Below are 22,434 nucleotides of genomic sequence, written 5' to 3' on the forward strand. Positions count from 1 at the left end.
GAGAAGCAGATCTGCTTCTCTCTTTCTTATGTTATAAAACTGAGTCGTCCTAGACTATTGGATTAACAATGCTCATCATATGCCCCAAGAAGATTTTCAAGAATTTCTTCAGGTGCATGATTTTCAATGTTATGACGATGAATAAAGTGAACGACTTTTCCATCCTTTAGTACAGCCATAGACGGAGAAGATGGTGGGATTTCCCCAAAGAATTCTCTCATTTGAGCCGTCGCTTCTTTATCTTGACCAGCAAAAACAGTCACAAACTGGTCAGGCTTTACAGCATGATTAAGAGATGCTACTGCGACCGGACGAGCAAGACCAGCAGCACAACCACAGACTGAGTTGATCACAACAAGTGCTGTACCTTCAGATTCTTGCATAAAATAATTTACTTCTTCTGGTGTTTTTAATTCTTCAAACCCAGCACGCGTTAGTTCGTCTCTCATCGGCTGAGCCATCTGTTTCATATATTCTTCATAAGCATTCATGATTTATTCCTCCTGAAAACGATTCATTTACATACAATGTTATTATAACGTAAACAGACTAGCTTTTTAAAATGTTTCTGCTTATCTCATGTATCTTCTTGTTCTCAATAATCGTTACGGAATCAGTTTGGGCGTTGAAAGCGTCTTGTATCATCGCATTAGCAACTGAGCTCGATTCTACCGGTTCATATTTACTAGGATAGATGAAAGGAATTGCTTTATAAAGCTTTTCGGCCAATCTTTCTCCGAACCTGAACTCTTCACGATCACCGATCAATAAAGATGGTCTGACAATCGTCAAAGAAGGGAATTTCATCGAGATCAAATGGGACTCCATATTACCCTTTACACGATTGTAAAAAAAAGTAGACTTAGCATGAGCACCCATAGCTGAAATAACAGAAACATGGGTTATATTTAACTTATGAGCAAGTTTTCCTAATTTAACCGGAATATGTAAATCTACTTCTTCAAATGCTTTTTTGGATTTTACTTTATTCATCGTCGTTCCGATACAGATGAACATAACATCCGCTCCTGTATGTTCTAGGCTGTATTCAGATGCAGTAAAATCAAATATCACTTCTTTAATCTTTTCATGCTTCATACCCGAAGATTTTCTAACTAGTAAGATAATCTCTTTACACTGTGGATCCGTCAATAATTGCTTTACCACTTCTTTTCCTACTAATCCGCTTGAGCCAGCAACAATAACAGTATTCTTATTCATGTGTTACGGTCCTTTCTGTTACGAGTAAACTTATCTTATCATGAGCTGAGGTATATATCATGAACCATACTTATTTTATCACCGGTTACCCAGGATTTATAGCTTCAAAGCTTGTAAGTGCTCTTCAAGCAAAGTATCCTTCTTCTACCTTTTATTTATTGATCTTACAACATGAACGTGAACTGGCAGTGCGAAAATTACGATCTCAATCTAATAACATACATCTTGTCGAGGGAGATATTACAAAACACAATTTAGGTCTAGCCTCTCACACTATAGAAGTTCTTCATAAACAGGTTACACACTGTGTCCATCTTGCAGCTCTTTATGATCTCACTGTTGCTTATGAACCTGCATATCTTTGTAATGTGATCGGTACAAAAAACGTCTTAAGGTTTGTTGAAAAGTGTCCGAGCTTAAAGCGTTTTTGTTATTTCAGTACAGCATATGTTTCTGGAGATGAAAAAGGATTGATCTTGGAAAGCGACATTAGTATGCCTAGTCGGTTTCGTAATTATTATGAACAGACAAAACACGAAGCAGAAGTGCAAGTCCGTGATAGAATGAATGAACTTCCGATCACGATCATACGACCTGGTATTATTGTAGGTGATTCAAAGACAGGAGAAACACTCAAGTTTGACGGTCCTTATTTTATGATGCAATTCATAAAACGGCTTGCTAAGTTCCCCATTCCCTATATCGGAAAAACTTCATCCAAGATTCATCTCGTTCCTGTCGATTTCATCATTGACGCTTCAGTGTATCTCATGCACGAGACGGTCGGGAGATCTAAAACGTATCATGTGCTTAGTCCAGATTCACCTTCCATACAAGTTGCCTATACTTCTTTATGCCAGGAGCTTTTAGGGAAAAGGCCAAGCTGGACGTTGAATAGAAGAATAGCTGAACAGTGTCTATCATTTTCACTCGTTTCGAAATGGCTTGGTGTACCATTAGAAACTCTTTCGTATTTTTCTCATGATGCGAAATACGATACTTCTCAACTTGTTAAAGATCTAAAAGGATCAGGAATTGAATGTCGGCCTTTCGATGAGTATGTAGGTTCGATGGTGCACTACTATAAAAACAATGCTCATGACAAGAACTTAATACGATATTAAAGAAAGGGTGACAGATCACGTCACCCTTTTTCTTATACTATGAGATAACTCTTAAATAATTTGAATGTAACAGCCACTTTATAAGGAGAGCCTCTTCGACAGGCCATCGATCATAAACCCTAAATCATCCAAGCGTTTCAATCTCAACACTTCTGATACCCTCAATCTTTTTCACATCATCATATAGATCTGTGGTGTATCTTTTCTCATAGATGGATGCTGCCATCTCCATTTTTTTGTAATCATTCTCAAGATCCTTTATTCGAACATTTACGATCTTTACTTTCAGCTCATTGATCTCTTTCATCACATCACTCATGATGGTGTCTGGATTAACGACCAATTTTAACTTAATATCGATCTGTCTTAATGCTTTTGGGCCGATCCATTTCATGATAAGAGGAATCAGTTCGACACTGATAAGAATTAAAAAAGCACCTGCAGCGGCCTCTTTATAGAAACCAGCTCCGGCGGCAATTCCTAGTCCTGATGCTCCCCATATCATGGCTGCGGTTGTTAATCCTGAAATTACATCGTTGCTTCTTCTTAAGATAACACCTGCTCCAAGAAAACCAATCCCACTAACGATCTGAGCTGCTAAACGCATTGGGTCCATGACCGTTTGACCAGACAGAAGTGAAAATTGTCTAGCAGATTCTATGCTGACAATCGTGAGCAAACAACTGCTGATGGAGATAACAAGGCTCGTTTTAAGACCAACGGGTTTATTCTTCAACTCCCTCTCAATTCCGATGATCAATCCGAAGAATGCCGACATTCCAAGTTTCACTAAGACAAGACTCATGATGTTTACACCTCTCTCCTGTTTTTGCCCTTATTTAATAATACGCAAATCATCCCATTAAATCCTTCTAACTTCAAGAACGATTCCCGTTGAATCATAACGTTCCTCCGTATATAATAGAAGTTGATTTTATCAGAAAATAAAGATTATTCGGTAAAAGGAGGCGTGAATACTAGGTTGATTTAATTTAATAAGAGGAGGAAAATGCATTGTTACCAAAAAAACAGCAAAAATTTGAACACTCAAGGTACAGCGAAGTCGTGAACACGAACACATTTCAGCAATTAATGTCTGAGAAAAAACGTTTCATCCTGCCAATGACCGTGTTTTTTTTACTGTTTTACTTCAGCCTTCCTATCCTAACCGCTTATACAGATGTATTGAATCAAAATGCGGTCGGTGATATCACTTGGGCTTGGATCTTTGCTTTCGCTCAGTTCATCATGACATGGGCTCTGTGTATGATCTATACGAAACGAGCCAAGCGCTTTGACGAACTCGCTGAAAAAGTGATAGCTGATATGGACAAGGAGGCTTCCTCATGAATGGTACAGCATTTTCTTTGTTTTTAGGAATCGTTGCTCTTACTTTAGTCATTACCTATTTTGCTTCTAAGAAAACAAAAACAACAAGTGATTTCTACACAGCTGATGGCGGATTGACCGGAATGCAGAACGGTCTTGCCATTGCCGGAGACTATATGTCAGCTGCTTCATTTCTTGGAATTGCAGGCACGATCGCACTATCTGGGTTTGATGGCTTTTTTTATAGCATCGGTTTTCTCGTTGCTTATCTTGTAGTTCTGTTCTTAGTAGCAGAACCTCTTCGAAATCTTGGTAAATATACGATGGCTGATATGATTGCAGCGAGGTTTAATGATAAAAAGGTTCGCGGTGTTGCAGCACTGAATACGATGGCGATCTCTACCTTTTATATGGTAGCCCAATTAGTAGGTGCTGGTGCTCTTATCAAACTATTATTAGGGATTGAGTACATATATTCTGTACTTATCGTAGGCGTATTGATGACGGTCTATGTGGTGTTCGGTGGTATGACTGCTACATCATGGGTACAAATCGTAAAAGCAATTCTTTTGATGCTTGGAACGTTTATCATTTCTGTCATGGTGTTTGCTAAATTTGGTTTTAGCTTTACTGAGATGTTCAACCAAGTTAAAAGTGCTACACCACTGGGCGAGTCGTTTTTGAACCCCGGTAATAAGTTTAAAGATCCGCTTGATACGATCTCCTTAAACTTAGCACTTGTCTTAGGAACTGCAGGTCTTCCTCATATACTTATCCGGTTCTTTACGGTAAAAGATGCTCCTACTGCCAGAAAATCCGTTGTGTATGCAACTTGGCTGATCGGAGCGTTCTACATCATGACGATCTTTTTAGGATTTGGTGCAGCAGCTTTTGTTGGACAAGATCAGATCGTAGCTGCAAATGCCGCTGGAAATATGGCAGCTCCACTGTTAGCAGAAGTACTCGGAGGAGAGTTTCTGTTTGCCTTTGTTTCTGCCGTTGCGTTCGCTACCATTCTAGCCGTCGTAGCTGGATTGGTACTATCAGCCGCTTCAGCTTTCGCTCATGACTTTTATACACACATCATCAGAAAAGGTCATGTATCAGAAAAAGAACAGATGAAAGCCGCCAAATGGGCTTCAGTAGGGGTAGCGATCATCTCCATCATACTCGCTTTATTCGCACAAAAATTAAATGTCGCTTTCTTAGTCTCTCTTGCCTTTGCTGTAGCAGCTAGTGCGAACCTTCCCATTATTCTTTTAACGATTTTTTGGAAGCGCTTTAATACGGCAGGCGCAGTAACTGGGATGTTAGTGGGACTCATTAGTTCACTTGTTTTAGTAATGATCTCACCTAGTGTATGGTCTCCTGTAGAAGGAGCGGCGATCCTTACAGGAGAAGCCATCTTTCCTCTTGCAAACCCAGGAATTGTTTCCATACCACTTGGGTTCTTAGGAGCTATCATCGGAACGATGCTTTCCAAACCATCAGACGTTGATAAGTTTAATGAAATTCTAGTAAAAGCAAACACGGGGTCTGGCCTTCGAAAAGGTGCATGATTCTAAAAAAACCGGCTATTAATCAGCCGGTTTTCTTGTGGGTTCAGTTTGTTTTGGAACGAAGGGATAAAATAAGATGCCTGATGCAAGTAAGGCGATTCCGAATAAGAAGGTCTTGATATCTGCCGTTCCTGCATAGATGACCCAGAACGAATAGATGGCAGCTACTGCAGCAATAATACCATCTGTCGTTCGACTTCTCCCCGATTCTCCATACGTCTCACCTTTCATAACGAGCTTCAACTGATAAAGAGAAGCGAACAAATATGGAACGAGAAAAGCGAGTGTAGCAATAAAGATCATAAAATCAAAAGCAGACGCCATCGACTGAGAAATAACAGAAAACAAGAATAGCTGAGTACAAAGGTTTGTGATCCATAGAGAGAAAACGGGAGCACCTTTTTTGTTTTCTTTTAAAAAGTTCGTTATAAACATCCGCTGCTGTGCTGCCTGAAACGGCACTTCAGCGGAAAGCAAAACCCAACCAACAGTCGCCCCTAATAACGAGACCACTCCTAAGACGGCCATAATCATACTGCCGGATGGTCCAATTGCTGCCATCAATGAATCAACAAGTGGTTTTTGAGAGTTGATCAATTCTTCTTGCTTAAGAGTTCCCATGACTAACAACGTGATACTTAAATACAAAAGAAGTGCAATGATCAGACCAAGGATCGTCGCCTTTTTTACATCTCTCTTCTTTTTGGCACGAGTCGCGAAAACAACAGCAGATTCTACTCCTACAAATGCCCATAGGGTTGCGATCGCCGCATTATTTATCTGAGAAAGAAAACCAGAAGTAACACCGCCTTCACTCTCGATCGGTGCATAGAAAGGAACTAGATTACTGCTTTGGAACGCGAATAAACAAGCTATTATAAATAATAAGAATCCTAAAACTTTGGCTAAAGTTGCAATAAAGTTTACCTTTCCTGCTCCCTCGATACCGTTAAGAATCAAGATGTGTACGCTCCACAAAAGAACGGAACAGATAATAAACGTGATGACTCCTCCTATTCTTACAGAAGTCCCCATCACGGTGAATAAAATGGCTTTGTTCGTCATAACAGGGAAAAAAGTTGAAAGATAACTGGCAAACGTAGTGATGATCGCAACGTTACCTGACCAGTTAGCCACCCAATATCCCCAGCTTACAAGGTATCCTGCTAATAGTGAGGATTGTGAATTCTCTTTAAATAAAGCCTTCGCGTAGTTTTGAGGACCTCCATTTAATTCAGGTTTTCTTAAACTCAGGTTTCCAAAAACAAGAGCTGTCATCAATACACCAAAACCTGTGATCAGCCAGGCTGTTAATACACCAGATGGACTAGCTACTTCTGCTAATGATCGTGGCAACATGAAAATACCCGATCCTACCATATTTCCTACAACAAGCGCTGTTAAGACCCAAAAGCCTAGATTTCTTTTCAAAGTGATTCCACCTTTCTCTTCGTATTTTACCCAATGAAGTACATTGCAAATCCTGAAGTAACATTGGCTAAAAAGACTAAACGAAAAAGTAAGAATCGAAAATAAAAAGTAGAGCTGTAGAAAAACAATAATTATTATAGGAAGTATCCCTTTAAAAAGAAAAAAGAGCCTGATAAATCAGACCCAGTTCCTTAAATTTGAAGATACGTTTTCCCATCTTCTTGAATGATTTTCTCTTCTTTCATAAGCTTACCTAGAGCTCGTTTAAATGCAGCTTTGCTCATCTGAAAAGTTTCTTTGATCTCTTCTGGAGATGATTTGTCTGTAAGTGGCATCTGCCCTTTGTTTTCTCTTAAATATTGATAGATTCGTTCAGAATCCTCACTGTAAGCAATCTCTTTTCTTGCTCTCATCGATAAGTTCATTCTTCCATCTTCTCGAACGAATGCTACACGAGCTCCAAGCTTCTGCCCAAGGCGCGGTTTCACCTTCAATTCGTCGTTATGAATGAATCCGATGTGCCCTGATTCAGTAAACAGAAGCACGCCTGCTTCATTGATCTTGTAAACATAACCTGATGTTTGTTGGTTAAACATTTCTTCTGTTGCTGCTTCAGCTTGCTCTACCATCTCTTCTTCTGTAGCTAAGTCAGCAAAGATACGGCCTTTTTTATCCAGCTTCATACCTGAGTATACACGGTCGCCAAGATGAGGCCATTCGTCCCATGATTCAGGAAGGTCGTCTTTTGATAAGAGGATATCTTTTTTAATACCGATATGAAGAAATACTCCTAACTTACGATTGACTCCAGCAACTTCTAACCAAGCTAATGAATCAAGACGAACTTTTGGTATCGTTTCGGTAGCCGCCAGTCTTCCTTCGTGATCTTGATATAAAAAGACTTCTACCATGTTTCCTTCTTCATGCTTACTTTTTGCTTCAGATCGATGTAAAAGAACTTCTTTTCCATCTTCAAGATCTAATACATAGCCAAGATCCGAAATTCGTACAACTTTAAGTGTATACACTAAACCAGGTTTTTTTGTTTCCATATTTTCATTCCTTTTTTTAAATAGATAGATTAAGAAAAAAAGAAAAAACCTACATAGTAGGTTTTCGCCTTCTTGTTCTTAATTATTCATCCTTATTTTCTTTGGATGCTTCCAATTCCATCAGCTTTTTCACCAAAATATGCTGAGGCATATGCATCAACTGTTCGAGTGGCACGTTTAGCGCTTTTGCTAACTTTACCGCAGTATCAGCTGATAATTGTAATGGTTTCATATGCACCCCTCCTACAGAAGTATAGCAGTTTATAAGGATACTTTACACTATTTCTTAAAATAGTCCTACTGCTTTCCCATCTTCTGATACATCCATGTTGTTTGCCGCCGGAACTTTAGGCAGTCCTGGCATCGTCATTACATCTCCTGTAAGGGCAACAATAAACCCAGCACCAATCGACGGTTTTAGTTCTCTGATCGTAATCGTAAAGTTTTCTGGACGACCGAGTTTTTTCGGATCATCTGAGAAGGAATATTGAGTTTTAGCCATACATATCGGCAACTGATCCCACCCGAAATCAGTAAACTGCTTCATTTGTTTTACAGCTTTTGGTGAGAACTGCACTTCTCCTGCTCCGTACACTTTTTTACAGATTGTCTCTATTTTTTCTTCTAAAGAAGCGTTTAGTTCATAAAGAGGTTTATAGTTATTCTCTTCTGATTCAATGGTTTCTAACACTCTGTTTGCTAATGCTTCTCCACCTTGTCCGCCTTTAGCCCAAACATCAGCTTCTTCAGCAGCAACACCTTTTCTATTGCACCAATCTTTTATGAAAGCAACCTCTTCGTCCGTGTCGGTAACAAATTTGTTGATAGCTACCACTACAGGCACACCAAATTCTTTCAACGTTTCTAAATGTTTCTCAAGGTTTGGCATTCCTTTTTGAAGAGCTTCTAAGTCAGGATTCTTCAAATATTCTTTTGCAAGACCACCATGCATCTTAAGCGCTCTTACTGTAGCAACTATAACAACTGCACTTGGATTGATACCCGCATATCTCGCTTTAATATCTAAGAACTTCTCAGCTCCTAGATCAGCACCGAATCCCGCTTCTGTTACGACCATCTCACCGAGTTTGGATGCTAACTTTGTCGCAATAACGCTGTTACACCCATGAGCAATGTTAGCAAACGGTCCACCATGAACAAGTGCCGGCGTGTTTTCTAAAGTTTGAACGATATTCGGACGAATCGCATCTTTCAGTAATAAGGTTAATGCACCATGAGCATTTAGATGTCCAGCGGTTACAGGCTGATTGTCGTAATCAAACGCCACTACCATCTTAGAAAGTCTCATCTTCAAGTCTTCTAGATCATTAGCCAGACAGAAGATCGCCATCACTTCTGATGCTACGGTAATATCGAATCCATCTTCTCGTGGTACACCTTGAACGGGTCCACCTAAGCCGATGACAATCTTTCTTAATGCTCGGTCATTCATATCTAACGCACGCTTCCAAACGATTCGGCGTGGATCTATATTCAATTCATTCCCTTGATGTATATGGTTATCGATCAATGCAGCTAATGCGTTGTTAGCGGTTGTAATGGCATGCAAGTCTCCTGTAAAGTGCAGATTGATATCTTCCATCGGCATGACTTGAGAGTACCCTCCACCTGCTGCACCACCTTTAATACCCATGCTAGGGCCAAGCGATGGTTCACGTAAAGCGATAATCGTTTTCTTTCCAACTCGATTGAGTGCTTGTCCAAGCCCCACGGTCACTGTAGACTTGCCCTCTCCTGCTGGTGTTGGACTAATCGCTGTAACTAAGACTACTTTTCCATCTTCAACATTCTGAAGCTTTTGAAACAGATCTAATGAGAGCTTTCCTTTGTATCTTCCATAAGGTTCCCAATCATCTTCTTCAATTCCTAGTTGTCCTACAATTTCTTCGATTCGCAGCATTTTCGCTGATTGGGCAATCTCGATATCACTTTTGAACGTAACCTTTTCTAGCATGTTGATTTAACCCTCCATCATATGTAATTGACTCCACTCTCTATTGTATATGAAACAAGTATGTGATGCGATTAGTTTTTCTATTACAACTTCTAAACATGTAGTTTACTTGGTAAGAGGTTATCGTATAATAAGAATGGAAAGAAATACTAAGTATTTATTTTAAGGAGGCAGGTAAAATGGCAAAAATTGATGTGCGTGGATTTGGTACATACGAGATCGAGAACGGCAAAAAACTAGTAAATGCACTTGAAGACAACGGAATTGATATCCTTCACCGCTGTGGAGGCAAAGCAAAATGTACAACATGTCGAGTGGAAGTTTTGTCAGGAGATCTAGGACCGATCGGTGAAAATGAAGCGAATATTATCGCTACGAAGGGTCTATCAGGTAATGTAAGGTTGTCTTGCCAGATCTGTGTGAGTGAAGATGCATCGATTAATCCAGTTCTTACTGTAACATCAGAAGGATTAGACGCAGGACCTCGACCAGCAGAAGAGTGTTAATATTAATTAAAGTCTGATTTGTTATAATTGAGTTTCTATGAAAGTGGTTAATTTCCGCTCACACTAGCTCGCTTTCCAAGGGGCGAACGGTGAGCCTCCTGGCGCTTCGCACCATTAGGAGTCTCCACCTGTCTAGTTGCAGTGGCAAGCCCCTCGAGGTCAAAAGTTTAACGGCCAAGAAGGCAAAGTGCGCCTTCCTCGCCCATCCAACTTTTGCTTGTCGGGGCTGAACGTGCCACTTCCACTTTTCTGACTTTCCGCTCGTCCCATAGGAGTCGGCGACCTTGCGCTCCAATCAACTTGCATAGGAAGAGAAAAATAAACATTCAAAAGCAACTATTCTTTAGTTTAGTTATAACTAAAAAAGGCCATTATTTTGGCCTTTTTTAATGCGGATTATTCAGCTTTAAATTACAAGAGAGAATCTACTTCTTTTGTCCATGACAACTTACTCACTTTCTGCCTTCCCACTCTTCAAAAAACTGCTCTAGAAAGTTTTCTAGAAAGGCATGCCGGTCATCTGCTAGTTTTTTTGCATAAGGAGTATTCATCCCATGCTTTAATTTTAACAACTTTTCGTAGAAGTGATTAATAGCTGTACTCTTTTCATTCCGATATTGCTCTTTTGTCATCGTCTCTCGAACAGGAATCTCAGGATCATACATCAATTGCCCCTTCGCACCTGAATATGCGAATGTTCTGCCGATTCCGATCGCTCCAATCGCGTCTAAACGGTCGGCATCCTGTACGACTTTACCCTCCATCGATTCCATCTCTTTTCCACTGCCGCCTTTAAATGACATCGTTGAGATGATTGATAATATGTGCGTGATGTAAGGTTCCTCGACAGAAATAGATTCTAACCAATTTTTCACTTCTTGAAGACCTTTTTCTTCAGTTCCTGCAATCTTTTCATCTGCTATATCATGAAGAAGTGCCGCCATCACACATACAAAGTAATCTGCACCTTCTTTTTCTGCGATGTTCAGAGACAGATTTTTAACACGATAGATATGATACCAATCATGTCCACTGCTCTCGTTTCTTAACTTATCTTTTACAAATGTCTCTGTCTGTTGGATCATCTTCTCTTTCATACTTACCCCACTGTATAAGAATGTTTTCTTTCGTTGTTGTTTTGCAGCTGATCTAGCAATTCATACGCTTTTTTCTTTGAGGTGATATTTTCGTTAACTAAAGATTCTAATATAGCAATAAAGTAACTTCCGTCAAACGATAATTGTTTAATTAATGTAACTTCTAATGCTATTTTCACTTGAGATTCACTTGCATCCGTATAATGTTTTCCAAAATCCACAAAATGAAGGTCACCATCGTTAAGACGAAACCCTTTTGAAGCTAACAAAGCTATATAGTCGCCTAGAACGTTCTCATTCATTTCTACCTCAACCCCAAAATCAAAAGATTCTAGTAAATTGTACCAGTAATATTCAGGAATTATCAATGACTTCTTTCTTTGCTTGTATGATCTTCCCGTTTAATGCTTGTGTTACGAGATGATCAGCATCTTTGTTCTTGTTTCTAGCCACCCATTCATAAACAGGTTCGATCTGAAGTTTATTCAATAGTGTTTCGATTTTATCTGCCCAGTTCTGGAGGTTCGTTTCATAACAAGGCCATTCTCCTTTGAGCTGCTCTATAACAACCTTCGAGTCCCCTTGAATTGTAACCTCTTCATATTGGACTCCAAGATCTTCAAGTTCTTTAATCGCTATCCACAGTGCAGCATATTCTGATTCGTTATTGGATTCAAGATTGGTAAGACTCGCGTTCTTTTTAATTCGATAGGTTATGCCGTTTTGAGAAAAATGAATAATAATGCCTTGACCACTAGTTCTTGTTTCCGACTTATAACCTCCATCGAAATAAACAGAGATATCTTTTGGTTCTTCTTTTTTGACTTGCGTTAATTTAGTCAGCTCTTTCTTCGTCCAAGTTACATCTTTTGTATCGATGAAAACCAATTCAGACACTCTTCCGGTCTTCTCCAAATCAGTTGCTGTAAAAAGGGCTTCAGTTAAGGACATAGGATCAGAAACAAATCGAATCTTAAAGGGGTATTTGGGATGTTTATACATATACTCTATTGAGAAGTTCATAGTAATCTCCTTTTTGTTTTTTATAAAGTCCTTTATAATACGAATATAATCATATAGAGGAGAGAAAGAATTGATAGAGATATACATTGATGGTGCAAGTGCAGGTGATCCCGGACTTTCCGGAGCTGGCGTATATGTAAAAGTCGGAAACGGCACTACACATTCATATCGTTTTCCAATCGGTATGATGAGTAACCATGAAGCGGAATTTAGAGCTCTTATTCATGGATTGAAATTATGTATTGAACATGATTGGAGAATCGTATCGTTCCGCACAGACTCACAAGCAGTTGAGAGCGCGGTGGATAAAAGATTTGCCAAAGATAAACGTTATACAAAACTTTTAGAAGAAGCTTTACATCTTACAGAGCAACTGGATCTGTTTTTTATTAAGTGGATTCCTTCAAAGCAAAATAAGATCGCAGACGAACTTGCACGACAGGCCATCCAGTTAAACAAGAGACCGTCAGATGTTTAGAAAGACTTGGTTTGCCGACTTCAATCTACTCCTTGTAGCTCTGATCTGGGGTTCGACTTTCGTTATCGTCCAGAAAGCAATCGCGTTCTTAGAACCTTATTCATTTAATAGCGTGCGTTTTTCCATTGCCGCCATAACATTATTGCTAATTATCTTCTTGTTTAACCGTTCGTCACTCAGTCATTTTTCAGACAGAAGCATATGGATCAGCGGCATTATACTTGGCTTTTGGCTATTTTTAGGGTACGGGTTTCAGACCGTCGGATTGTTATATACCACGTCTTCAAAAGCTGGGTTCATAACAGGATTAAGTGTTGTCTTGGTGCCTTTGTTCAGTTATTTATTGTTAAGAAACAAACTGAGTTGGCAAGTCGGGATTAGCTCTATAATAGCTGTAATCGGTTTATATTTACTAACGATTCACAACAATCTTTCTCTGAACGTCGGTGATGGCTATGTACTATTATGTGCCATTTCATTTGCTCTTCATATTGTGTTCACAGGAAAGTTTGCTTCATCATACAACGCTATTTGTCTAACGATTATCCAACTTGTGACCGTTGCTGTATTTAGTTTTATAACTGCAATCATGATAGAAGATTGGCAGCAGATGTTCACAGCCCAGTTGGTTCGACAGCCGGAAGTAATCAGTGCTCTACTAATCACCTCATTCTTTGCAACTGCTCTCGCTTTTTTGGCTCAAACACACTTTCAATCGTTTACAACGCCTGCAAGAGTGGCTTTAATCTTTGCGATGGAACCTGTTTTTGCGGCACTTACTGCTTATATCATGCTGAATGAACGATTGGGTTCAAAATCATTGTTAGGATGCGGGTTGATTTTACTCGGCATGATTTTATCTGAAATACGGTTCAATAAAAAGTTGATAAAACGCAAACAAAAAGAGTGGGATCTTACTTAACCCACTCTTATTTGAATCTCTAATTCTTCTAATGCGCTTCGAACACTCTGTTTATCTAAAATATATCGGCATTCTTCTAAGTCTCTATCGACTACTTCAGGAACATCTGTAAAAATCGTACATAAATCTTTGCTAAGAACAGCCATCTCGCGCCCTGCTTCGAGTTTCTTCAGATACCTCTTATATCTAGGATCTAGATTCTCAAAATTTTCATAGATCGATTCAACAGCACCATATTGTTGTATGAGTGGAAGTGCAGCTTTATCGCCGACTCCTGCTACCCCAGGAATATTATCACTCTTATCACCTAATAAGGCTTTTACATCGATCCACTGTGCAGGTGTTATTCCGTACTCTTCTTGGAAGTGATTCAGCGTATACTTCAGCTCATCTCTTTTTACTGTAATCAACTGTGATGTCTTCTCGCAAAGAAGTTGCAAAAGATCGCGATCGTTGCTGTAGATGATGCATTCTCCGTCACGTTCGTTTCTCCAGCGATATGCCAGTGTACCGATGATATCATCCGCTTCATATCTCGGAATCGTAAGTTGCGTAATTCCGATGTTATCAAAAAGTTGAACAAGTGTCTCAAATTGCTGGATAAGTGGCTCAGGCAACTCGTTTCTTGTTCCTTTGTAATCAGCAAATTTTTCTCTTCTGAGTGTCTCATCACGTTTAACATCCCAAGCCACTACAATGTGAGAAGGCTCATGATCTCGAACGAGCATAAGCAGTTTCTGAATGGTAACGCGTATGGCATTCGTAAACTGACCTTTTGAGTTTCGAGGAAGATCATGCATTTCTTTTCCATAAGCTGTTGCAAAATAACATCTGCTAAGCAGATTAAATCCATCAATTAACAGTAATACTTCTTTCTTTTCCATCTTTTTTTATCCCCCGGTAGAAATATGTTATGAAAAAAGCGCATTTTACATGTGATGTAAAATACGCTTGTTGTCGTTTAAGTAAAATCCGCTCTGCCGTGACTTTATATGCCTTTGGAACCTGATCTCTCAGGTGGGTATCCGCAGCTGCCGTTACAGCCTTCCAAGTCGAATGCAAGGCTTGGCTGTCTGACAGATCATATTGGATTCCCGTCATTAGCACATAGGTTAAAGACATGGAAAAGCCACTAACATCGCAGATTTTTATTATACTACCAGTTTCTTAAGAAGTAAAATCATTTTGTTTTTTTGCCATGATGCATCTTTTCAACTTCCATCTCTGCATAAGACGCAAATTCGGTTTGGTTTTCTGCACCATTTTCTTTCACGTTGTTATTGCGCTGTGCATTAGCGTTAGCTTTTTTCTGCTTACCCATATCGTATCCCTCCTTTTTCTTACTATGGCTAAATGAATTGAAAATATAACTTACATAATTTTTCCTTGATTGGTTAACTTAAGACTAAAAAGGAGGGTTTCGATAAATGGCAAATCCTTATTTATGTCCCAACTGCAAGACGAACAGAACGCGTTTTAACGTGATCGAACAAAATCCTGTAGCTGTTAAGCTAGATCCATCCACTGGTGATGTTGTTCAGCAATATGAAGATGGTCAGTTAGACATGTTCCATCTTCCGTATAAAGGTTCAGAACGATTGATTCAGTGCGGAGCATGTGGAATTGTTGGAGAAGAAGAGATGTATATCAAACGTGCTCAAAGTAATCCTAGAGCATAGAAAAAAAGACTGCCGCTAAAATTATCGGCAGTCTTTTTCTACGATTTATCACTTGGCTGTAGGAAGTTTCAAAGGAACTTCTACCTTTTCTTTTAGAGGATAGATTTTTGTTAATTTTGAAAGTGTGATGGTGAGATCATCGTTCGGAAGTTCTTCGTGAAAGAATAATAAAAACCCAGACTGTTCACCGTCGTATGTTTGCATCACATCGAAATTTTGCAGTGTTTCTCCTGATGAATTTTTGATCGTAACGAGGTTATTCATAAAACGTTCTTGGTTTTGGATCCTATTCTCATTATAGTTGGGTTGAAAATAAAGATATTCGTCGTGTCCTACATTCTCTACTTTGCTTTCTATAGAAAACCGAATTCCTTTTTCGTTATTGGAAACATCATTTTCAATTCCTCTGTAAACCACTTTAAAATCAGTGTCGTCAGCGATCACTTCATTTTTCTTAATATCTTTTTCAGGATTGCTGGAAAATTGCACTAGATCTTGTTTAGATACTGAAAATGCATACGATTTGTCCGTTCTATGAACGGAGTGCGTAAACGACAATCTTAAAGAATCTGAATCATTCATATTAAGAAGTTCATCTAGAGCTGAATACGTTTCCAGATAGTAATCTGAATCTTCATTTTCTGTGATATCTGTATGTAACGTGTAAAGACTCTGTCCATTTTCAATGGTTCCAAATAGAGAAACAAGATCCTGATTAACCTTTGAATCCAACTTGATTCTAGATCCCATTTGATAGACTTCAAACGCATCTAAATGAATCTTTTGGTCATTGAAAAGCTCTATGGATTTATCAATCGTTTCGGTAGCCAGAACAGGCGGTACGTCAAAGACATTATGAGGCTTGATTTTAAAAGTTAAGTTATCGATTTTCGTCTTTCCTTTGTTCGAAGTGAATGTTGGGTTAAGCAGCTTAACCGTCTCACTGCTAAGAACCTCTTTCCACTCTTCATCCGTTTCAACTTTATCGTATTGGATATGTATCGTCATGGACCGGTACAATTTATGCTTGTACACAACACCACCGATCGCGCCTTCTCCTTCATAGATATCAATAGGAAATTGAAAAGTTTTTCCCTTCTTGGATGTGACCTCAACTTGATTAAACGATAATCCAGGAATATCACTCTCCTCTTTATCCCGTTCTACAAGGTCTACACTGTATAGTATGTACAGCTGTTGCCCGAAGTTATAGGTTCTTTCTACCTGGAACTTCCGCTGATTATTCGCTAACGGTATAGAGATCTGACTGTTTTTTAATAACTTGAAATGATCGGCAAACTTAAGGTCACTAAATTTTGATTTCTCTGTATCCATTAGTTCTTCCCAATCTTCCATCACAACAAAATTTTCATCGTTAACTTTCCACGTTGGCTCTGCGCTTTTTTCATATTGCGTGTAAATGACAAACGCAATTAACAGCAAAAGTCCAATGATGATCTTATTTCGCTTGTTGCTCAAAGTAACCTGTCTCCTTTACCACTTTCATGGTTTATCAGTTCATAATCATGATGTTCTTATATTTAATGTCCACTGGATTAGTAAGAGGCTTTAGATAAGAGAGATTTGATACTGTGATCGTCAAGTCACTCTCAGGAATCAAGATCGGTTTCATCTCACCCTTTTCCATCTCTTCTTTGTTATAAAAAGTAATATAATAGGTGGCTTTGTTTTCTTCTTCTGCTCTTTGCACTTCAAAATTATTGATTCTCTTTTTATTCTCACCTGAGATTGTGATGATATTGTTTTTGTATACTCTTTCGTAATCGTCAGATACTTCAGCATCACTATAATAATGATCCGGAATCAAACGCAGATGATTTAGTTGTTGATCCATTTCCGTTATTAAGCTCAACTTGATTCTGGGGCTTTGTTCAAACATAGTTCCCTTCATAGCGTAGTACCGTACCATTCATTCTTAATATTTCTTGATTCTTTAGAATAGGTTGATTTTTATTGTTAATAAATCTTTTTATATCTTTCCTAGGAATTCTCCATGAGAAAGTTCGAGGATCTTTATGTATAGAAGAAGTAAATGTGAGAGTTTTTTCTTTCTTCTTCTCCATATTTTCCGGCATATCATAAACGGGAACATAATAACCATTTTCTTTGGTTCCAAGAATTCCATATGTAGAAGGTACATCGTGTAGTGTGTTATCTTTGCTTGCAAATCCGATTAAACTTTCATCATTTGGAATTTCTACGCTTAGTCTCTGTTCGTAAAGTAAAGCATCTATTGATTTGATCTTAACTTTTTGGTTATCTCCATATGTAAACGTTTGATCGATCGGTTCACTTTTCAAAACTTTTGTATAAGGATCTTCAGAAGGTACCGTTAACGCTATATCCTCGATCGAATCTACCCCATTGTCCTTAGATGAAATGGTAAGGTCTTGTAGCCGAACGATTTTTGCTTTTGATACGATCGACCAATCGTTCTCTGAAGAATCAAACATACCGGGCATCAGCATCATGGAACGGTATAAACGGTGCTTATAAACGAACCCTTCGTCTCTTGTACCTGGTTGACCCATCTCTTCACCAGCCTTGAGGACGAGCTCCTTACCCTCTTTTGTTTGAAACTGCATGTTTTTAACAGAGAGCCGTGGGATATGATACTCGTCTTTATCTCTTTCTTTAACGTCCACACTGTATAAAAGATACATGCGGCCATTCATGTTCCAAATCTTTTCAATCTTTAACGTGCGATACGATTCTTTTAGCGTCACTGTCTTGTTTACTTCTTTAAGAAAACCGTATTTATCAATCAGCTCTAATTCATCAAACTTGATATATTCTCTTTTCATTCCATCTTTTAATGTGTTCACAACCGAAAATTGTTCCGAATTCACCGTCCAAGTTGGTTCAGCGCTTTTTTCGTACTGTGTGTAAACAACAAATCCACCAATTAAGACAGAACCGATCAGCAATTTTTTTATGATTTGCAAGTCGTACAGCCCCTTTAGTATCTATACCATCATATTAGCATGATTTTCCGAATTTTCATTTCGTAAATATCCATTAATTTGAAAAAAATACTTATAACTAGAAAGCAACCTCGTCTTAAAGACGAGGTTGCAACAAGGATTTATGACGATACCATTTCACTTACTTTCGCAAGCTGTTTCTCAATCACGTTCAAGCCTTTAAGAAGCTGTTCATCAGAGATTACGAGTGGTGAGAGTATCCGGATAACGTTGCTGTAAAGACCAGCTCCCATAATGGCTACGCCATTTTGGTTACAAAGTGCAATGATTTTCTTCGCACGATCAGGGTCTGGTGTTTTCGTCACTTTATCTTTCACGATCTCGAGCGCACACATAGCACCTATACCTCGAACATCACCAACAAATTCGTATTGATCTCTCCATTTTGAAAAGGTGTTGGTAATTCTTTCCCCGATCTGATTCGCTCTTGTTAACAAACCTTCTTCTTCAATCATTGAGATGACCTCTAGCGCTGCAACACATCCTAATGGACTTCCTCCATAGGTACCCCCGATCTCACCTGGCGCTGGTGCATCCATGATCTCCGCTCTGCCTGTTACAGCTGATATCGGCAGGCCAGCAGCTATCGATTTCGACATCGTCATGAGATCTGGAACAACATCAAAATGTTCCATCGCAAACATCTTTCCTGTACGGCCGAATCCAGTTTGTATCTCATCGGCGATTAACAGGATATTGTATTTATCACAAATCTCGCGAAGACCTTTAACGAACGTTTTCGAAGGAATAACGAAACCTCCCTCACCTTGAACAGGTTCAAAAATGATCGCTGCAATTTCCTCAGGTGGAACTTCTCCTAAGAAGAAGTCTTCAAATTTCTTTAAGATCGCTCTATCGGTTTCCTCAACGTTACGATCCTCACGATAATAATAAGGATAGGGCATCTTATATGTTTCTGGTGCAAAAGGTCCAAACTCGAACTTATATGGTTTTACTTTGCTTGTTAAACTCATGGCGAGCAACGTTCTACCGTGAAATCCACGTTCAAACGAGATGATGGCTTTTCTTCCAGTAAATTTCCTTGCGATTTTAACAGCGTTTTCTACAGCTTCTGCACCACTGTTCAAAAAGAAAGTTTTCTTATGATGATCACCAGGTGTGATCTCGTTCAGCTTCTCTGCCAGCTGAACGTACGGTTCATACATCATCACGTGAAAACATGGGTGAATGTATTTTTCCACCTGGTTTTTAAGTGCTTCTACTACTCTTTGCGGACAATGACCAACGTTTAATGTCCCGATCGCTCCAGCAAAATCAATATATTCGTTACCATCAACATCAACCATCGTACTTCCGCTAGCATGATCCACAAAATTCAAGACTGTATTAAAAGGACCTCTTGGGACGTTTAATTCTTTCCGTTTTAATAGCTCTTCTGATTTCTTCATACATTATCGCCTCCACACCAGTCATAGATCGTTAAAGCTATGATCTCAGCAGCTTCCATGATCTTTGAAATCTCAATATATTCGTTTGGATAATGTGCGACCCCTGTAACCCCTGGCCCGAACACGATCGCCGGAGTGTCGCCGACATGAGATAATAAGCCGCCATCAGTTCCCCATGGAGACGCTTCTATGATGGGTTGATCTCCAACTACCTCTTCAAAATTCTTTGAGAGCATTTTCATGAGAGGATGTTGTGTTTCAATCAATCCTGGCAGCCATTGTGCACCGAACCATTCTACAGAGATCTTATGCTCTTCTAGCCACGGGTCTGAGACATTTAATAGATATTTCTCTAATTCGTTTTTTACTTCTTCCAATGTTTCGTTAGGAGCAACGCCTATTCTTCCTTCTATTTCAACCGTATCTGGAACAGACGACGGCCAGTTTCCACCAGATATCTTCCCTACGTTGATCGGAACAGGTATCGGTATATCCTTATATAAAGGGTCTGTCACTCTATCATTTCTGATGATTTCCAACTGTTTGATAGCCTCTAATACAACTACCGCTTTTTCGATAGCGCTAACTCCTTCATACCGTGTGCCGCCGTGTGCCGCTTTTCCTTTTACGGTAAGCCGGAACCACATAGAACCTTGTTGAGCAGGAAAGATCTTCATATTCGTAGGTTCGGGAATAATGGCTGCATCTGCTTTGTATCCTCGTAGAACTGCAGCGAGCGTTCCAGCACCGCCACTTTCTTCTTCTATGACACTATGAAAGAGTAGATCACCTTTTAACTGAACCCCTGTTTCTTTAAGTGCTTGAATGGCTAGCAGTAGGGAGAGGTTTCCACCTTTCATATCTGTTGATCCTCTGCCGTAGAGTCTACCATCTATTATTTTTCCACTGTAAGGATGATCGTTCCATTGGTTTATATCACCTTCTGGGACGACATCCACATGACCGTTTAAAACAAGTGAACGTCCGTTTCCTTTTCCCCGCCAGATTCCAACAACATTAGGACTTGTACTAAAATCTTTCCGGTTTGCACAAAAATTAGGATGTTTCGCTAACTCTTCACCATCCGGATACCACATATCAACCTCGAGTCCAATTTCCTCGAGTTTTCGTGCGATCAACTTTTGTACACCCGTTTCATTTCCAGTCGTGCTCGCTTCTTGAACCGTTTTTTGTAAAAAGTTAATGGCATTTTCTTGTTCGCTCATCAACCAGTTTGAGAGTTTTTCTTTAACTAACATGTGTTACCTCCCTCACTTCTCATTGAAAAACAGAGATCTGTTCATCAACAACGATAGAAGCACCCGTTGTCTGGATAACATCTTCTACCGTATATGGGCTCATGATTTCACGCAGATAAAGTTTTCCATCTTCACAGTGAAAAACGGCTTTCTCTGTGATAATCATGTCTGCGCCTTCCTTGACCGTAAGCGGAAGAGAACAGTTTTTAACAATTTTAGGATTTCCGTACTTATCCGTGTGGTTCATCAATATAATGACTTTCTTTGCTTTTTGTGCAAGATCGATCGCTCCACCCATTCCAGGAACCCGCTTTCCTGGGACGATCCAATTGGCAATATCACCTTTTTCACTCACTTCTAGTGCTCCTAATATAGTTACATCAAGCAATCCCTTTCTAATGATTCCGAATGCTGTAGCACTGTCAAAATAAGAAGCTCCTGGCTTGATGGAAACTGGGTATCCTCCGGCATTCGATAGGTTACCATCTTCACTGCCTGCTTCTGGTGACCCACCCATGCCTAATATACCGTTTTCCGTATGCAGCATGATATGTAGGTCTTTTTCAATATAATCTGCAACAAGCGTGGGAATACCGATTCCAAGGTTAACGATCATTCCATTAGTTATTTCGAGGGCTGCCCTTCTTGCGATCCTGTGCCTTGTTTCAATTCCCAAACCCATTTCCAGTCCACTCCTTTACTCTGAATGATATAGTCTATAAAGACGCCTGGCGTAACGATTTCTTCCGGGTTAAGGGAACCTATGGGAACGATCTCTTCTACTTCTGCGATCGTTATCTGTCCTGCCATAGCCACGAGTGGATTCGTATTTCGAGCGCTCTTATCATAGATGAGATTTCCATACCGATCAGCTTTTTTTGCATAAACGATTGCTACGTCAGCTGTTAGAGCTGGTTCGATCATGTATTCTTTGTTCTTGACCAAGACTTTTTCTTTGTTCGCTTCAACAACCGTTCCTAGACCAACATCTACTAAGATACCGCCTAGCCCCATACCTCCAGCTCTTATTTTTTCAGCAAGTGTGCCTTGCGGAAAAAATTCCACTTCTAGAGACCCATCTTGCATCTGTTTACCAGCTTCAGGGTTTGAGCCGATATGAGAGGCTATTAATTTTTTTACCCTTTTTTCCGTGATCAGCTTACCAGGTCCGATCCAAGGGAAACCTGTATCGTTGCTTATCAGAAAGATATCATTAATATCTTTTTCTAAAATGAGATTAACAAGGGTTGGAGGAGCACCCACTCCTCCAAAGCCGCCGACCATAAGTGACATGCCATTATGAAAATATGCAGAGGCACTCTCTAGTGTGATCTGTTTATCAACACCTTTGGCCATTCACAACAC

General features: G+C 39.5%; 26 protein-coding genes and 1 other RNA gene. 7 read left to right on the forward strand and 20 right to left on the reverse strand.

Annotation, left to right across the window (positions count from 1 at the left end; genetic code table 11):
• Positions 1 to 62: 62 nt before the first annotated feature.
• Positions 63 to 494 carry a BrxA/BrxB family bacilliredoxin gene (locus FS458_RS10920; protein ID WP_144700491.1) on the reverse strand — a complete coding sequence of 144 codons (432 nt, stop codon included), beginning with the start codon at positions 492 to 494 and terminating at the stop codon, positions 63 to 65.
• A 55-nt stretch (positions 495 to 549) separates the two neighbouring features.
• Entirely contained in the window at positions 550 to 1,221 is a 672-nt protein-coding gene (locus FS458_RS10925; RefSeq protein WP_144700493.1) for an NAD(P)H-binding protein, read from the reverse strand.
• 59 nt (positions 1,222 to 1,280) lie between these two features.
• Here FS458_RS10925 and FS458_RS10930 point away from each other — a divergent pair, with 59 nt between their 5' ends.
• Positions 1,281 to 2,345: an SDR family oxidoreductase gene (locus tag FS458_RS10930; RefSeq protein ID WP_144700495.1), complete on the forward strand. Its 1,065-nt coding sequence runs from the start codon at positions 1,281 to 1,283 to the stop codon at positions 2,343 to 2,345.
• 124 nt (positions 2,346 to 2,469) lie between these two features.
• Here FS458_RS10930 and FS458_RS10935 read toward each other — a convergent pair whose 3' ends face one another.
• A complete protein-coding gene (locus tag FS458_RS10935; protein WP_137789525.1) occupies positions 2,470 to 3,150 on the reverse strand; it encodes an MgtC/SapB family protein in 681 nt (226 codons plus the stop codon).
• A 209-nt stretch (positions 3,151 to 3,359) separates the two neighbouring features.
• Between FS458_RS10935 and FS458_RS10940 the strand changes: the two genes are divergently transcribed.
• Positions 3,360 to 3,695 (forward strand): DUF485 domain-containing protein, encoded by a 336-nt coding sequence (locus tag FS458_RS10940; RefSeq protein ID WP_144700497.1) that lies wholly within the window; start codon positions 3,360 to 3,362, stop codon positions 3,693 to 3,695.
• Positions 3,692 to 5,233: a solute symporter family protein gene (locus tag FS458_RS10945; protein ID WP_144700499.1), complete on the forward strand. Its 1,542-nt coding sequence runs from the start codon at positions 3,692 to 3,694 to the stop codon at positions 5,231 to 5,233. Before FS458_RS10940 ends, FS458_RS10945 begins: the two co-directional genes overlap by 4 nt.
• An 18-nt stretch (positions 5,234 to 5,251) precedes the next feature.
• Here the strand turns inward: FS458_RS10945 and FS458_RS10950 are convergent, their stop codons facing one another.
• From FS458_RS10950 to FS458_RS10965, 4 genes are all read right to left on the reverse strand, one after another.
• The gene (locus FS458_RS10950; RefSeq protein WP_144700501.1) at positions 5,252 to 6,670 is read right to left on the reverse strand and encodes an amino acid permease; all 1,419 of its coding nucleotides are present in this window, start codon (positions 6,668 to 6,670) and stop codon (positions 5,252 to 5,254) included.
• 185 nt (positions 6,671 to 6,855) lie between these two features.
• Positions 6,856 to 7,716: a CvfB family protein gene (locus FS458_RS10955; RefSeq protein ID WP_144700503.1), complete on the reverse strand. Its 861-nt coding sequence runs from the start codon at positions 7,714 to 7,716 to the stop codon at positions 6,856 to 6,858.
• A gap of 82 nt (positions 7,717 to 7,798) precedes the next feature.
• The gene (locus FS458_RS10960) at positions 7,799 to 7,948 is read right to left on the reverse strand and encodes a YycC family protein (protein WP_082861366.1); all 150 of its coding nucleotides are present in this window, start codon (positions 7,946 to 7,948) and stop codon (positions 7,799 to 7,801) included.
• 54 nt (positions 7,949 to 8,002) lie between these two features.
• Entirely contained in the window at positions 8,003 to 9,691 is a 1,689-nt protein-coding gene (locus FS458_RS10965) for a formate--tetrahydrofolate ligase (protein WP_144700505.1), read from the reverse strand.
• Positions 9,692 to 9,870: 179 nt separating this feature from the next.
• Here FS458_RS10965 and FS458_RS10970 point away from each other — a divergent pair, with 179 nt between their 5' ends.
• Positions 9,871 to 10,197, forward strand: a complete 327-nt coding sequence (locus FS458_RS10970; protein ID WP_137789531.1) for a 2Fe-2S iron-sulfur cluster-binding protein — start codon at positions 9,871 to 9,873, stop codon at positions 10,195 to 10,197.
• Between the two features lie 452 nt (positions 10,198 to 10,649).
• On the opposite strand, the gene FS458_RS10975 is transcribed toward FS458_RS10970, so the two are convergent.
• Genes FS458_RS10975 through FS458_RS10985 form a run of 3 tightly spaced genes read right to left on the reverse strand, consistent with a single transcriptional unit; the run spans position 10,650 to position 12,317 of the window.
• A complete protein-coding gene (locus tag FS458_RS10975; protein ID WP_144700507.1) occupies positions 10,650 to 11,294 on the reverse strand; it encodes an HD domain-containing protein in 645 nt (214 codons plus the stop codon).
• Between the two features lie 2 nt (positions 11,295 to 11,296).
• The gene (locus FS458_RS10980) at positions 11,297 to 11,596 is read right to left on the reverse strand and encodes a DUF6123 family protein (protein WP_137789533.1); all 300 of its coding nucleotides are present in this window, start codon (positions 11,594 to 11,596) and stop codon (positions 11,297 to 11,299) included.
• Between the two features lie 52 nt (positions 11,597 to 11,648).
• The gene (locus FS458_RS10985) at positions 11,649 to 12,317 is read right to left on the reverse strand and encodes a reverse transcriptase-like protein (RefSeq protein ID WP_144700509.1); all 669 of its coding nucleotides are present in this window, start codon (positions 12,315 to 12,317) and stop codon (positions 11,649 to 11,651) included.
• Between the two features lie 70 nt (positions 12,318 to 12,387).
• Between FS458_RS10985 and FS458_RS10990 the strand changes: the two genes are divergently transcribed.
• Both FS458_RS10990 and FS458_RS10995 read left to right on the forward strand, forming a co-directional pair.
• On the forward strand, positions 12,388 to 12,795 hold the full coding sequence (locus FS458_RS10990) for a reverse transcriptase-like protein (RefSeq protein ID WP_144700511.1): 408 nt from the start codon (positions 12,388 to 12,390) through the stop codon (positions 12,793 to 12,795).
• Complete coding sequence (locus tag FS458_RS10995) at positions 12,788 to 13,717, forward strand: DMT family transporter (protein ID WP_144700513.1); 930 nt, start codon at positions 12,788 to 12,790, stop codon at positions 13,715 to 13,717. The genes FS458_RS10990 and FS458_RS10995 overlap by 8 nt, the downstream gene beginning before the upstream one ends.
• Here FS458_RS10995 and FS458_RS11000 read toward each other — a convergent pair.
• The 3 genes from FS458_RS11000 to FS458_RS20720 all read right to left on the reverse strand — a co-directional run bounded on the left by FS458_RS11000 (position 13,714) and on the right by FS458_RS20720 (position 15,038).
• Positions 13,714 to 14,601, reverse strand: coding sequence for a 5'-3' exonuclease (locus FS458_RS11000; RefSeq protein WP_137789537.1), 888 nt, complete (start codon positions 14,599 to 14,601; stop codon positions 13,714 to 13,716). The genes FS458_RS10995 and FS458_RS11000 overlap by 4 nt on opposite strands.
• A gap of 81 nt (positions 14,602 to 14,682) precedes the next feature.
• A non-coding RNA gene (ssrS, locus tag FS458_RS11005) (6S RNA) lies at positions 14,683 to 14,867 on the reverse strand.
• 30 nt (positions 14,868 to 14,897) lie between these two features.
• On the reverse strand, positions 14,898 to 15,038 hold the full coding sequence (locus FS458_RS20720) for a hypothetical protein (RefSeq protein ID WP_186320522.1): 141 nt from the start codon (positions 15,036 to 15,038) through the stop codon (positions 14,898 to 14,900).
• Between the two features lie 106 nt (positions 15,039 to 15,144).
• On the opposite strand from FS458_RS20720, the gene FS458_RS11010 reads away from it, so the two are divergent.
• The gene (locus FS458_RS11010; RefSeq protein WP_144700515.1) at positions 15,145 to 15,396 is read left to right on the forward strand and encodes a DNA alkylation repair protein; all 252 of its coding nucleotides are present in this window, start codon (positions 15,145 to 15,147) and stop codon (positions 15,394 to 15,396) included.
• 48 nt (positions 15,397 to 15,444) lie between these two features.
• On the opposite strand, the gene FS458_RS11015 is transcribed toward FS458_RS11010, so the two are convergent.
• The 7 genes from FS458_RS11015 to FS458_RS11045 all read right to left on the reverse strand — a co-directional run bounded on the left by FS458_RS11015 (position 15,445) and on the right by FS458_RS11045 (position 22,425).
• Complete coding sequence (locus tag FS458_RS11015; protein WP_144700517.1) at positions 15,445 to 16,875, reverse strand: hypothetical protein; 1,431 nt, start codon at positions 16,873 to 16,875, stop codon at positions 15,445 to 15,447.
• A 34-nt stretch (positions 16,876 to 16,909) separates the two neighbouring features.
• On the reverse strand, positions 16,910 to 17,296 hold the full coding sequence (locus FS458_RS11020) for a hypothetical protein (RefSeq protein WP_144700519.1): 387 nt from the start codon (positions 17,294 to 17,296) through the stop codon (positions 16,910 to 16,912).
• Positions 17,289 to 18,362: a hypothetical protein gene (locus FS458_RS11025; RefSeq protein WP_144700521.1), complete on the reverse strand. Its 1,074-nt coding sequence runs from the start codon at positions 18,360 to 18,362 to the stop codon at positions 17,289 to 17,291. Before FS458_RS11025 ends, FS458_RS11020 begins: the two co-directional genes overlap by 8 nt.
• Positions 18,363 to 18,502: 140 nt before the next feature.
• Positions 18,503 to 19,810 (reverse strand): 4-aminobutyrate--2-oxoglutarate transaminase, encoded by a 1,308-nt coding sequence (gene gabT, locus FS458_RS11030; RefSeq protein WP_144700523.1) that lies wholly within the window; start codon positions 19,808 to 19,810, stop codon positions 18,503 to 18,505.
• Positions 19,807 to 21,069 (reverse strand): peptidase, encoded by a 1,263-nt coding sequence (locus tag FS458_RS11035; RefSeq protein ID WP_144700525.1) that lies wholly within the window; start codon positions 21,067 to 21,069, stop codon positions 19,807 to 19,809. Before FS458_RS11035 ends, gabT begins: the two co-directional genes overlap by 4 nt.
• A 19-nt stretch (positions 21,070 to 21,088) precedes the next feature.
• Complete coding sequence (locus FS458_RS11040) at positions 21,089 to 21,751, reverse strand: 3-oxoacid CoA-transferase subunit B (protein ID WP_144700527.1); 663 nt, start codon at positions 21,749 to 21,751, stop codon at positions 21,089 to 21,091.
• Positions 21,694 to 22,425, reverse strand: a complete 732-nt coding sequence (locus FS458_RS11045) for a CoA transferase subunit A (RefSeq protein WP_144700529.1) — start codon at positions 22,423 to 22,425, stop codon at positions 21,694 to 21,696. Before FS458_RS11045 ends, FS458_RS11040 begins: the two co-directional genes overlap by 58 nt.
• Positions 22,426 to 22,434: the final 9 nt, after the last annotated feature.

Origin of the sequence: Fictibacillus phosphorivorans, assembly GCF_007673525.1 — a bacterium.
GTDB lineage: Bacteria > Bacillota > Bacilli > Bacillales > Fictibacillaceae > Fictibacillus > Fictibacillus phosphorivorans_C.